General features: G+C 53.8%; 6 protein-coding genes. 5 read left to right on the forward strand and 1 reads right to left on the reverse strand.

Annotated elements, in window-relative coordinates:
- Nucleotides 1-727: 727 nt before the first annotated feature.
- On the reverse strand, nucleotides 728-1,567 hold the full coding sequence (locus C0039_RS18440; RefSeq protein ID WP_101518912.1) for a hypothetical protein: 840 nt from the start codon (nucleotides 1,565-1,567) through the stop codon (nucleotides 728-730).
- A gap of 426 nt (nucleotides 1,568-1,993) precedes the next feature.
- Here C0039_RS18440 and C0039_RS18445 point away from each other — a divergent pair, with 426 nt between their 5' ends.
- The 5 genes from C0039_RS18445 to C0039_RS18465 all read left to right on the forward strand — a co-directional run bounded on the left by C0039_RS18445 (nucleotide 1,994) and on the right by C0039_RS18465 (nucleotide 14,176).
- A complete protein-coding gene (locus tag C0039_RS18445) occupies nucleotides 1,994-2,485 on the forward strand; it encodes an Hsp20 family protein (protein ID WP_101518913.1) in 492 nt (163 codons plus the stop codon).
- A 377-nt stretch (nucleotides 2,486-2,862) separates the two neighbouring features.
- Nucleotides 2,863-3,171: an ArsR/SmtB family transcription factor gene (locus tag C0039_RS18450; RefSeq protein ID WP_076000170.1), complete on the forward strand. Its 309-nt coding sequence runs from the start codon at nucleotides 2,863-2,865 to the stop codon at nucleotides 3,169-3,171.
- 188 nt (nucleotides 3,172-3,359) lie between these two features.
- Nucleotides 3,360-5,543, forward strand: coding sequence for a type I secretion system permease/ATPase (locus tag C0039_RS18455; protein WP_101518914.1), 2,184 nt, complete (start codon nucleotides 3,360-3,362; stop codon nucleotides 5,541-5,543).
- Nucleotides 5,527-6,945: an HlyD family type I secretion periplasmic adaptor subunit gene (locus tag C0039_RS18460; protein WP_101518915.1), complete on the forward strand. Its 1,419-nt coding sequence runs from the start codon at nucleotides 5,527-5,529 to the stop codon at nucleotides 6,943-6,945. Before C0039_RS18455 ends, C0039_RS18460 begins: the two co-directional genes overlap by 17 nt.
- A gap of 811 nt (nucleotides 6,946-7,756) precedes the next feature.
- Nucleotides 7,757-14,176 carry a calcium-binding protein gene (locus tag C0039_RS18465; RefSeq protein WP_101518916.1) on the forward strand — a complete coding sequence of 2,140 codons (6,420 nt, stop codon included), beginning with the start codon at nucleotides 7,757-7,759 and terminating at the stop codon, nucleotides 14,174-14,176.
- The last annotated feature ends 91 nt before the right edge of the window (nucleotides 14,177-14,267 follow it).

The raw sequence follows: 14,267 nt of genomic DNA on the forward strand, positions 1-14,267 counted from the left end.
TCATAGGTCAATCCTCTCATATAGAGATTAGTGGATTGACACAGAATTTCTAACACTCCCGATACGGGTATTTTCGACGACACCTAGCATGCCCAGGTTGCCTCCGCTATGCGGCGGCGCCAATTGACATTGCGCTTCTGTGCAGCTTTTAGCGAGCGGTGAGTCGTAGCCCAATCCTGCAACATGGCGAACCATGCTGGATTCGGGCTCTGAGTCCGCTTATCACACCAATTGTTCTGCTAAACGTTTCCGCGGATATAGTCACTCAGTCCCATTTTTTGGTCTTTACTAGGACGTCTGTTAGGTAGCTACCAGAAAAGGGTGGGACATGCACCCGCCGGCTACGAGCGTCTCCGCGGAAACGCCTAAACGATTCTCAACTCATTTTCGAGCTAGCGGGTGCGCTTGAGTTCACTAACGAACACTCAGGGATTGCCGTCATACCGGCCCCTATATCACCTTTGCAGAACTCGAGCATGCATGTCCCTTGAGTCACTTTAGCAGGTAAGGAGGGAATTGCTCATGGACGCAATTAGTAAGACCTTGGAAAGCCTCTTCACGAATACCCTCCCTATGATCCCGGTAAATCGCACCCAGTCTGCGGGATAGGTTGTTTGGCAATGCTGTTGATGTGTGCAGGCTACTGAAAAGTACTTTTGGCAGGATGAAACGAACGAGGTTCAAGCAGACCTGGTCTGCAGTTGGTTTTTTCCTGCACTGCAGCGAATCATTCAAGTGCTTTCCAGAACCAGGCACCCATATCACTCCCACTGCTCTGTGCATAGATGAAAGGCGAGGGGCCAACGCCGACTTCCTCCTTGCTGGGTTCGAAGGGTTGACCATCGTAAACCGTGCCTATACTCACCCAGCCCTCGCTGGTGGTTTCGTCACTGAGTAAGACACGCAAGTTCAGGTTCACAATTTGATCAAGTTCATCGTCTTTTTCTGCAAGCGTGTAAATGAAGTCCTCGAGGATGTTTCTGCCCACCCCTGCATACACACTGAAAAGGAGCCGAACATCCTCGCTGGAGGCCCAGAAATACCCGGTTAAGTCTGTGGTGCTACCGGGTAGTGTGCCGGAGCACAGTTTGTTCGGACAGACCTCGCTAATCTGACTATAGGAATATCCAACAAAATGAATAGGCTGCAGCCATTCTTTTCCATCAACTCTGACAGGTCGGTCGTTGGGTGTGATTACCTCGGGCGGAGTCTGTTTAAATACAGGCATGAGAAAGAAGACTTCAGAAGATGCTACTAGCTCCTCAATGTCTTCGTTGTTCTTTGCCCACTCCAGGGACAACTCGCATTCCGGATCAGGAGAGCCGCCACAGAAAAATCTGTCACCGGAATTCCACTTATGAAAATACCAGTCTGCGTCAGGGGAGGCCCTGAATGTCTCTGAGAAATTGGTATCAGTGACTTCAACAACGCACACAACACCGGAAAAACAGGTTCCTGCGCCTTGCGACTGTACTTCACCGCCCTCTACAACGACAACGGCCAGTTTGCACCCCACCAATAGTGCGCCCATGCCAATAAGCAGAATAGATTTCAGTGTGTGTTTCATCGGCCGCTGCCTTCTGACTGAATCATCAGTTACCAATAAGAACCTATAAAAAGTATGGTTAATGGCATCGGTTTGCGACAATGATGTACATCAAGTGATAGCAACTTGCGGGGAAGTCGCTGACGGCTCAATGTGGAGACAGGGCTGGATGTAGAACTTCAACGACGTACTGTATTCAACAGTCAATTCACTCTTTGCCTTTTAACCGAAAGCAGGGGTGATGTCCCCGGGCAGTTTGGCAGCTTTTCAATACGCGCAGGATATAGCCGAAAGCTATATCAGCGCTCCGCGCTAAAAACCAATTTCTATAAAAACAGGCCTTGAAAACCGCTTCTTGCAACATAGATTACTTCGCATGGGAGCAGAAAAGTCTGCCCCGGCCACAAGTTGATTTTGTCGTGTATTGCTTCAATTGGAGGATATATTATGAACTCAATAGACCTTAGCCCGCTTTATCGCAGCAGTGTCGGTTACGACCGCCTCAGTTCTCTTATAGACAGTTCCCTGCGTGCCAGTGAGCACGCTGCGGGTTACCCGCCCTATAATATCCAGGTGTTGGAAGAGGACAGCTACGCTATTTCCCTGGCAGTGGCGGGCTTCGACAAGCATGAAATCGAGATCACCGTGGAAAACAGCGTGCTGACTATCCGCGGTAACAAGCAACAGCAGGGCTCAGAAGGGCGCTATCTCTACCAGGGCATCGCCAACCGGGCCTTCGAGCGTCGGTTCAATCTCGCGGAGTACGTAGAGGTCACCGAGGCCGACCTTGGCAATGGGCTTTTAACCGTGAAGCTCAAGCGTGAGATTCCAGAAGCCATGAAGCCCCGCAAGATTCCGATAGGAGGTGATGAAAAACCGGTGCTCGAACATGAGGCAGATGCTGATTCTAGTCGACAGGGTCCGGTAAAAGCCGCCTGAATACACCAGGGCTGCGATAGGGTATCCATCGCGGCCCTCTTGCCAACTGTGGAACGGGCGAGTAACTCGTCTGCAGTGTGAGCTTACCCCATATAAGCGACTTCTTTGGGTGATCGTATTCTGTGTCGATTCCGCGACGTATGACGACTTCAAAAAATGTAACAAGGTTTTGTTTCTAAAGCATGGCCCATGCCGTCGGGCTGTGAATGCCATGCGGAGAAGTTGATTGCCGCTGCGCCCCGGCGGTTGTGGGAGTTTGTTGGTCAGTATGGCCGTGCGGGGTCACTATCTGAAAGGCGCGATTAGTAATATAATGCGTTGTGATCATGTACTGGTCGCTAATAATAAAAGACTGATCGTATATATAGAGAGACCCCATGGATCTGGAGAAAATGCAGGGCTCCGTACATGTGGCGACGGACCTGTTAAAACTTCTAAGCCACCCCGAGCGCCTGATGGTGCTCTGCCAGCTAAAGACCGGAGAACACTCCGTGGGTCAGATTGCGCGCAATCTGAACATCAAACAATCCCCCCTGTCACAGCACCTTGCGCGCATGCGCAATGAAGGCGTCGTGTCGTGCCGCCGAGAGGCGCAGACTATCTACTACTCACTTGCTGGCCATGAGGTCGAGAAAGTGGTCACCGTGCTCTATGAGCTTTTCTGCACGATGGGCGGTGAGGACTGAACCACCAAACCCCGGCTCCGGGAATCGGTTGCGCTCGATAATCATCCAAACCGCTTAGTGATGGCTTGCCCGCCCCGGCAATCGACTAAGGTGTACCTAACCGTATCGCGCTGACAGGCCACCGATTTCAACTAGGTTGGTCACCGCGACACCCCAGGCACTAGCCCCGGACAAACGCAGGGATTCACATGGATAGTGGACTCGCTTCTCTCGCGCTGATTGCGCGACTGCATCATATCGACACGGATCTGGGGCAGTTGATGCATCGGTTTGTTGGTGATGGGGGCAGGGCGTCCACGACTGATATTCTGAAGGCAGCCCACTCCATCGGCCTGAAAGCCAAGGCAGTACAGGTTGCGCCGGGATTACTTGATCCAAGGATACTTCCTGCATTAGCTTGTGGTCCCGAGGGAGACTATTTCGTAATCGCTAGTGCGGTGACCCTTGAGAACAAGTGTGTCCGTTTCCTGATTCAGCGGCCTCAGCACGCAAAACCCGAAACGGTGGACGACACGGCGCTGTCCGCGTCAATCGCGGGTAGAGTCATTTTGCTTGCACCGAGGGGTTTGCACAGTTCGATAGAGCGAGACCCGTTCAACCTGCGCTGGTTCCTCCCCGCGCTGTTGAAGTATCGAAACCTGTTTGCGGAGGTGCTGATAGCTTCCCTGTTTCTTCAGCTTTTTGCCCTGGTTACACCCCTGTTTTTCCAGGTGGTGATGGACAAAGTCCTGGTTCACCGGGGCTTTACGACGCTGAATGTACTGGCGATAGGTTTCGTGGCCGTTGTCTTCTTCGAGGCCATTGTAGGCGGCATGCGCAATTATCTCCTTAGCCATACCAGCAATCGTATTGATGTTGAGTTAGGTGCACGGCTATTCGGCCATCTGGCAAAGCTGCCTATGGCCTACTTCTCTTCCCGCCAGGTGGGGCAGACGGTCGCCAGGGTGCGCGAGTTGGATACCCTCCGTAACTTCATTACGGGCGCGGCGCTGACGCTACTTGTAGACCTGTCATTTACCTTTATCTTTATTGCCGTCCTCTGGTATTACAGCCCGACGTTGACATGGATTGTACTTGGCTCTCTACCTTGTTATGTCCTGCTCTCAATGATTATTACACCGGTGCTCAGGCATCGGCTGGACCAGAAGTTTCGTTTCGGCGCTGCCAACCAGGCATTCCTGACCGAGTCGGTCACCGGTATAGAGACGGTCAAGGCCCAGGCACTGGAGCCACAGATGCAACGCCGTTGGGAAGATCAGCTTTCGCGGTATGTGACAGCGTCTTTCAGAGCCCAAAACCTCAATAATGTGGCCAATCAGATTGCGACCTTTATCAACCGGGTGACCACATTGCTGATCATATGGTGGGGTGCACATCTTGTGATCGCCAGCGCGCTTACGGTGGGCCAACTGGTCGCTTTCAATATGATTGCGGGGAGGGTAAGCAGCCCGATTCTGAAACTGGTGCAGCTCTGGCAGGACTTTCAGCAAGCTGGCATATCCATGACCAGGCTGGGCGACATCCTGAACACGCCGCGGGAACCTGGGCTGGACTCGCGCCGCAGCGTGCCAGGGGATCTGGAGGGAGATATCCGCTTTGAGCGCGTCAGGTTCCGTTATCGTAGTGATGGCCCCCTGGTGCTGGATGACTTGTCTTTGACGATAAGCGCCGGAATGGTGGTTGGCTGCGTGGGGCGATCCGGTTCGGGAAAAAGTACACTGGCTAAATTGATCCAACGACTACACGTACCCGAAGCGGGCAGGGTGCTGGTTGACGGTACTGACCTGGCGATGATTGACACCAGTTGGCTGCGACGCAACGTGGGTTTAGTGCAGCAGGAAAGCTTTTTGTTTAACTGTAGCGTGCGTGAGAACATTGCCCTGTCCAATCCCGGGTTGCCGTTTGAACAGGTGGTACAAAGTGCCCGCACTGCTGGTGCCCATGACTTTATCCTTGGCCTGCCAGAGGGCTATGACACGCTGATAGAAGAACAGGGCGCGAATCTCTCGGGAGGGCAGCGTCAGCGTATAGCTATTGCCAGGGCGCTTATCACCAACCCACGTATTCTCATTCTGGATGAGGCTACCAGTGCACTGGATTACGAGTCGGAGCGCATTGTCCAGGACAACATGGGCGCCATATCCCGCGATAGAACAGTAATCGTGATTGCTCACAGGCTGAGCACCGTGCGCCATTGTGATGTCATTCTGGTGCTGGATGAGGGCCGCATTGTTGAGCGGGGCAGTCACGAGGCGTTGCTCAACACGAACGGGCACTACGCGATGCTGTATGGGCACCAGAATCAATCGCCTGTGGCGGGTGCGGTACCCATCAGTCACCCCTCTAATGATTTGAATGACGATAATGGATAAGGGCGTTGATGACAGTACGCGCTCACCGCGCGTAAAGCTCGCCGGTTTGTGGTCGGGCCAAGCCGCTGATGCTCGAACGTCGAATACGCTGCGGCAGTTCCTGCCCGGCGCGCTGGAAGTTCAGGACAGGCCACCCTCGCCTGCGGGGCGCTGGTTATTGTGGACTCTGTTGGTACTGTTCTTAGTAGGTATTACGTGGGCGATCGTTGGCGAGGTCGATATCGTGGTCACTGCGCCGGGTCGAATCGTGCCTAGCGGCAAAGTCAAATCAGTGCAGACATCGGAGGTGGCGGTTGTAGCGGCCATCCATGTGCGAGATGGGCAACGCGTACAGGCTGGTGAGCCGCTGATTAGTCTGGAAGACACAGCCGCTGAGGCGGATGACCTTAGCGTTTCTGAGCAGTTGGCCGACTGCTCGCGAGAGCTGGCATGGCGGACTGGGCTTGAATCCTGGTTGGCGGCGCTGGACGGCGTTGCTGCGGGCGCTTCGCCGCCCGAGCCTGACGAACAAGACGACGCTATCTCGAACAGCATTTTGCAACAAAAGCAGGTGGAGATAACGTCACGACTGCGAGGGCTTGACCGGGACCTGCGCGCCAACGCCAGCGAACGTGACGTTGTAGTTGCTGAACATGCCCGTGCAAGTGCAAAGTTGGAGATAGTTAAGGAGCGTGTACTCGCATATTCAAGTCTGCTGGCGAAGCAGCACGGCGCCAGGATTAAGCACCTGGAGATGTTGGAGCAACAGACCGATCTGGAAAAGACTCTGCCGGTACTACTGGCGAGCCAACACAAGCTGGAAAACCAGAGCGAATCGATTGCCGCGCGCATTGTCGCCACCAAAAGTGATATTAGGGTGCGCAACCTGATGGAGATTGACCGACTTGTTGCCCAGCGCGCCAGATTGCGGCAGGACGCTCGCAAGTCAAGACAGCGCAGGAAGAGGCAGTTGTTGCAATCACCGGTAACGGGAACCGTTCAGGAGCTCGCAGTGCATACCAGCGGAGCGGTAACCACGCCCGCGCAGGTATTGATGAAGATTGTCCCTGAATCCGCTGTGCTGGAAATCGAGGCGTTGCTTAAGAATCAGGACAGAGGCTTTGTTCGTCCAGGCCAGCCGGTGGCGGTCAAAGTAGATACTTTCAATTTCACCAAATACGGCCTGATTGATGCAGAAGTATCAGGTATAAGTAATGATGCTATAGAAGAGAAGGGGCACGGTTGGGTGTTTAGAGCCCGCATGAAACTGGCAACAGACGAGATAGTCGTAGCGGGTGAGCCGCTGAAGCTGAGTCCGGGAATGTCTGTGATAACAGAGATCAGGATCGGCAGGCGTCGTTTGATCGAGTTTTTCTTGTCTCCTTTGCTTAGGTATAAGCAAGAAAGTTTGGGGGAGAGGTAGGGTGTTTGGGGAATTCACAGTCGTTGCTACGTATCTTCTAGGATCGCATTCTAGGGATTTGCTAAAAGTATTATTAGTTTCAGTTTATTCGGTCTCTCTTATAGCTTGTTCGTCTGAGGAAAGTAATCTGAAGACACTCAAGGCACTATGTGCGAAGGACGCTGGTTTGACTGTTTACAGAACGGCGGAGGCATATGGTTATCACGATTCCGTTAACGAGATTGATTTAGTCAAATCGAGCTACAATTTCATCGAGATCTGCAGAAAACGTGATTCACTCTCGAGTATTTTTCCTCGCGCAGGTTGCTACCGGCTGTCCAAGGTAGCTCGCGATTCGGGGCAGTGCTATGCACCTCTAGACCTTAGGCTCTCAACTTATGCAGTCGATCCCTATCCTGAGTTTCTTTCCAGTAAGTGTATTGCTGTAGAGAATATTGCTGAACCGCAAGCTGATTACCGACACGAAGCCGAGAGCGACGAGTGGTGGACCGATGAGGGGCGAGGTTCGAGAATGAGTCGTTCAACTGGTCGAGTAATCCACGCTCGTTCTGGTGAAATCCTCTCGGAAAGAATCAGTTATCACTGGTATCCCGGAAAGCATGGCTCGTTTGAGTCGACCCCGCATGTTGGCTGCGGTTCATATAGGGTAACCGGGAAGAGCAGAAGCCACACTTTCGCACCGGGTCTGATCGAGAAGACCCTGCTGTTACCGAAACCACTGGATTCTGGGGGCTAGTTTAGAATTTGGAGATACAAGCGATTTAGGAATACGCTGTTAAAAATCGATTGCTGATGAACAAGGAGGTTTATCATGATCAGGGAAATATACGAAAACTGTATACTCGCAGCGGCCGCTTATGCGGATTGGGGTCTTCGAGGCACGGTTGACGATCACAAGATAAAGGAATTTTTGACCACAGAAGCCGGCCTGTCTGAAGGTCAATATGAGGATTTATTCGACCCAAGTGGCGGTATATTCGAAGTCTACAATGGCCCCTCCTCAGGGTACATAGAATCACAAAATGGCTTTTCGGCGACCATATTCAGGAACCGGCAAACCTCAGATATAACTGTCGCATTTCGCGGTACCGACCAGCTAGCCATAGACTCCCTGACGACGAGCTTGGATGTGATTTTTCAGGGCGCGGGTATCACAGGTGGCCTCAACGCCTTCCTCGGGCAGCAAAATGTCATATCGGATTTTCTTGTCGACGCGGGCCTTGATGTTAACGGCAGCCTGACAGGCTCCGTCAACTTTGCAGGCCACTCCCTGGGCGGGTTCCTGGCGACCATTGCGGCCTACAAATATCACGCTTCAGCAGGCCAGACCTACACCTTTAACGGTCTCGGAGTGGGCGTGGATGACTTCTTGAGTCAGGAGGTGATCAACGGTATTTCACTTGGTGGCAAAGTACAGAACTACTACGCTGATCTCATCGGTGCCGTTGCTGGATATCATCCGGGCAGCAAGACCAAAATCTTCGTTGAAGAGGAGGGTGTGATCGCCGACCACTCAATTTCGAAGATGGTGCAAAGTCTTTCTGTTTATCGCGTTTTGGCCGGGATAGATCCCCAACTCAATTCCCAGGCTGGGCTAGGTGATATTTACAGCCTGCTTGAGGGCGCATCTAATGTACCCGGCGATTCGCTGGAATCGCTTGTCGATCACCTGGGTGATCTTCTCGGCGGAGACCTGAGCCTGCAGGCTATGAAAGACGATATCGGGGCATTTTACGATGCACTGGTGCTCCGAGGTTCAAGTCATGCTGTGAGTAACCCGCTGGAGATTGACCTGGTAGGCGGGGCGGCCAAAGACACGGATGTCGGGCGGGGGCTTCGTTATGCTGCGCTAAAACTCGTTCCGCTAGCTGTTACTTCCAACCTGGCCAACACATCTGCGGCCGCATCAGATTACGCATTGATAGATGTCGGTGGTGGTCTTGCCTACACCGACCAGTTCATCGCCGACAGGGCGGCGATGCTGCGCTCAGTTCTGCAGCGTAACGTGGACGATACCCGCTATCCTCAAGCGGTAGCGGGTGAAGCAATGCGCTTCCACGATGAGGATGCTGGCGAGGTCTTCGCCGGCGCCAATTCAACCGGCCAGGGTGGCAGCAATACGGTCGACCCGAACACAGTGAGAAACATCCTGTTTGGTAACGCTCAGGATAACGTAATGACAGGCAAGTCCAGAGACGACAGCCTTTATGGTATGGCGGGTGTTGATCAACTTCACGGCGCCGCAGGAAATGACTACCTGGAAGGAGGCCCGGGCAATGATGTGCTAACGGGTGGTAGGGGCAACGACAGGCTGATCGGAGGTGGCGGTAGGGACAGCTTCCATTGGGCCGATGGCGATGGTCACGACATTATTGGTGATTATGATGATGGTGGCGATCAGATTTTTGTTAATGGTATTGACCTGGCGACCATGAACTTTTCGCCTGTTTCGGTCGGATCCTCATTTTATAGCGATGCTGCCTATCCTGATATTGCCGTGCACTATGACGGTAGCTTTTTGTCGTTGAAAGTGGGCAATGGCGACACTGCAGGCTCCATTACTGCAACGCAGTACTCGCCTGCAAACGGCCAGGATTACGGCATTGTGCTTGCTGCCCCTGATATTGTGCTGCCCCCTACACAGATAAATGTTGCCACGTTGGGCACCAGTAGCTCAGACGTGGATGCCTCGGCCTTCTGGCGTGATTCCCGTAACCAGGGTGGCTTTGACTGGTCCACCATTGCGTTGCGTTTCAGTGCCATTGATGTTGCCAATTACGCAGGAGATGACAAGCCATTTGGCTTATTGAGCCCATCGTTTGAAGGCGGCCCGCTGGATGATTATCTCACGGGAGATGATGGGTCCAATCAGTTGATCGGTTTGGCAGGTGACGATCTCCTGGAGGGCGGCGCCGGGGCTGATTATCTTGCCGGTTATGCCGGCTCAGACCACCTTTTTGGCGGTGATGGCAACGATCTGCTTTTTGGGTCAACCAGGCACGATCTTGCTGACCTGCTGAACTCAGGCTCTGCCCAGGACGAGTTTTATATTGGTCAACTGGCGGAAGGTGAGCATGACAGGAATATCCTCGACGGAGGGACTGGTAACGACATGCTTTCCGGTGGTAGTCGTACTGACACCGTAGTGGGCGGTGACGGCGCAGACTACTTGCTCGGTGGGGCCGGTAGTGACTATCTGGAAGGGGGTGCCGGCCGCGACGTTATCTATGGCGATTCCTCCCTTGGTGTAATGTATTCCGGAGGGCAGGGTCAGTCGATTCAGGGTGAGCTGCGCATTGCTTTCGCCGAGTCAGTCGTAACGGTGCACGATGATGTGGTCTATGCGGGACCCGGCGACGATACGGTATGGGGTGAGTCAGGTTCGGACGTAATTCATGGCGGTGATGGCGATGATGACCTGATCGGTGATCGCTATCACGACACAGCCTATTTTGGTCTCGAACTTCCATCTTATGCAGGTACATCGCCCGAACTGGCAACGACACATCATGGTGAAGACAGGTTGTTTGGCGAAAGTGGGGATGACCTGTTGTCGGGACTTGGAGGTGATGATTATCTGGAAGGGGGGACAGGTGATGACACTTTGTTGGGGGGCTCAGGCGATGATGTCTACGCGCTGCAACCTGGTGATGGCCTGGATCATATTCAAGATGACCACGGTATGCATACGTTGGTTTTCTCTGGCTTTTCCCTGAACGAACTGCAGATTGTCTTCCAGGGCGGAGAGGTAATGCTTTCCAGCGCCGCTACCGGTGATGGTTTTACCATGAGCAGGGACCAATGGGCGCGAACGCGTATAGCCCTTAATAGCTCGGATGCATTGGTCGAGCGGACCCGTTTGGATGCCCACTACCTCGATCTGAATGGCGATGTGTTGCTTTCCACGATAGCGTCTGACGTCTATACCGAGGCGGACAGGGAGGCGCTTTTCACTATTGATGAAGGTAACTTCGGCCAACCCATTCTTAGTTTCGGGGCTGGTGCCTCCGATGTAGAGATCACGGCAATTGACGGCCAGGGTGGCGCCACAATCCGATTCCCAGGCGCACCCATAAATCCTCTGGTGGAGGTATCGCCTTTACTGCTCGATACGCAATGGGCGTTTATTGAGTCAACGGATAGTGTGACGATTAGGCTGGCGGGATTCACTAACGGTCCTGCAGGAACTGCCGGAGACGATACGATAATTGGCACGGATATGGATGATATCCTGCTGGGAAGCGGCGGCAACGACGTGGTGCAGGGAGAGGGGGGTGACGACCATCTTGATGGTGGCAGCGGCGCAGACACGCTGCTTGGGGGGTCTGGCAATGATGTCGTTCATGGTGGTACCGGGCATGACAACGACATTCTACAGGGCGGTCCGGGTGATGACCTTCTTGATGGCGCCTACTCCCATGACCTCTACCGGTTTGCTCTTGGCGATGGCAGGGACGTTATTGCCGATACGCAAGGCTACCACGCCTTCGAATTTGACAGCAGTATCGACCCGGACGCTATAGCGCTCTATTACACTGGCGATGGACCTGACAATTTCAAGCTGAAATATTCTGCGACGGACTGGGTTGAGTCCATGGGCGCTACCTCTGTGCAGAAGGTCGTCGATATACGTGCGGATGGTTTTCCTGTCGCACTGGTGCAGCGCTCGGAACTCGTTAACGGTACGTTTTACGATACGCGCATGAACGATGTATTCGAGACGGCTGATGGCAACGACGTGATTCACACTAGTGGTCTCGGCAATGATGTTTTCCGCGTTGCCAATGGAGACGGGAATGACAGCGTGCTGCTTGACGAGGGCTACTATCCGCACGTCTTCGGGGAGATTCGCCTTGTCGACCAAAGCGATGTGTCGTTTTCATTTACCGGTATCGATACCAAAATTGCTTACGCTGGCGGCCAGTTGTCGCTTGAGGCGGAGAAGCACTTCAGTGACGCGGCACGGGATAACGCACTCAACCGATTTGTGATCACCGCTGAAACAGACCCGCTTTGGGTACCGGAGATCATCGCGGAGGGCCCTGGCTGGTTGCACGGATCTTTTGGCAGCGATCGTATAATTGGCAGCGCTGACTTCGATGTAATCACCCCCGGCTACGGCAACGACCTGATACTTAGTGGTGGGGGCGCAGACTCCATCTATCTCAATGACGTATATTTCAATGTGAATCAGGCGGGTGTGGGTCACAAGGTGATAGCGCCCGGGCCTGGCAATGACTATATCGAGTCGCCGTTATATCAGGGAATGACAATCTACTACGACCTGGGCGGTGGTGATGACCGGGTGGTTTACGATTGGTCCTATGGTGAGCGGCACCCCTACCGGTTCTCACTGTCGCAAAACGCAACGCAACCTGAATTTGTGCCACACGGAGAAGATGTGCTGGCATTCGGACCGGGAATTGGCCTGGATGACCTCGTTTTTGTACGCCATGACAGCAGCTTGCAGGTGGCTTTGACCAATGAGCCTGGGAGTCTGCAATTCGAAAACTTCTTTAACGTATATGAACCACAGAGTGTCAGCAGCCGCAGTGGCTTGCTCGATCCTTTCAGCGGTGAGGATGGTGGCGATTACCGCCTTAGCTCAGACGACATCGCCACACTTTTTCCGCGTACACCAGTGAGATATATAGAGCTTGCGGATGGCAGCCGGCATGACATGGAAGTGGTATTGGCCGGCAGGATGCTGGTGGATTACCTGATTGTGCAAGGCACCGCCGCGGAGGACGCGATTGAGGCGAGCGTAGCGAATGAGCTGATTCTGGGTCACGCAGGGGATGACCTGATTTTCGACGCCGGTGGTGAAAACACCATCTACGCCGGTAGAGGTGGAGATCACGTCACGGTGAACGGCGCTTCCATAGTCTATGCCGGTGAGGGCGATGACTACGCTCTGTTGAGCGGAGACGGCAATACGCTTTTTGCAGGGCCGGGGAATGATGCCGTCGAGACCGAGGGTGACAATGCCCTGTACATGGGCGAAGGCAACGATGAGGTGTTGGTGCTGAGCGGAGCCAATAAGCTGGATATGGGTTCCGGAGAGGACATGGTAGATATGCTTGGCGGATCCTTGGCACTGGAATTCGGAGCTTCAAATGGTACGGATACAGTCACTTACGTATCTGGCCAGGCTACCCTCAACGTCTATCTCGACGAGCAGATCACGCAAAATGACCTTGAGTTCAGTGTGACCGAGGGACTGCAGGGTGAGGGTGTCTCCATGGCGATCGAAGGTTCTGGTGCGGTACTGGAAATGGTGGCCCTCACCTACAACCCGATTCGCGATGAATACGAGTCCGAGTTGGAGGAAATCTCCGCGGAGATTTACTTCTCCAACGGCGATCGTTTATCCGGTCACCAGCTTCTGGCGTTGGCGCTCGGCGACCCAGGCGAGCAGATTGTTGGCACCGACGGCAATGATAAGCTGGTCGGCACAGAAGCTGGCGACCGCATAATAGGCGGTGCCGGCAATGACCGGCTGGAGGGTCTGGGAGGTGATGACCTGTTCGTTTTCTCCGGGCACGGCAATGGGGCCGACCGGGTTCTCGGCGGTGAAGGGGTAGATACCCTTCTGGGCAGCGATGGATCAGATAGTATTGGCCTGAAGCGCCTCATTCGATCTGACTCAATAGAGCGCATTGACGGTGGCGCGGGGGATGATGCCATCGTCGGCACCGCGGGTAAGAACCGACTTGATTTTTCCACGACCGAGTTGATTGGCATTGCGAGGATAGAAGCTGGGGCGGGTAACGACTATGTTAAAGGATCGGCCGGAGACGATGTGCTGGTCGGAGGTGCTGGTAACGACAAGTTGTTTGGGCTCAGCGGTAGTGACCAGTTTCAGTTCTCCGCTGGAGATGGTGTTGACAGGATCATTAACAAGGACCCGGATCCGGACAGTGTTGACGTATTAGCTATGACGGCCATTGAGTCCGATGACCTCTGGTTTTCCAGAGACGGCAAGCATCTGGTAATTGATGTGATTGGTTCTTCTGACCAGGTAACGGTAAACAACTGGTATGGAGCAGAGAAGCATCGCCTGGATATGATCACAGCGGATGAGCATGTGCTCCATGCCAATCAGGTGGACTCGCTGGTCAGTGCCATGGCTGCGTTCACCGTGCCTTCCGGAGAGGACGCGGTCTTTCCCCAGGATGCGAGGGATGCGCTTGAACCCGTGCTAACTGCCGCGTGGGAAGTGGTTGCGTAGCACGGCTGGTCCCGCAGCTCACATGATGGAAGAAAACTCGGCCCTGCTGCCCTATACTGAGGCCCCATAATGGCGACCATTCGGAAACATG

The organism is Pseudohalioglobus lutimaris, assembly GCF_002866825.1.
GTDB lineage: Bacteria > Pseudomonadota > Gammaproteobacteria > Pseudomonadales > Halieaceae > Halioglobus > Halioglobus lutimaris.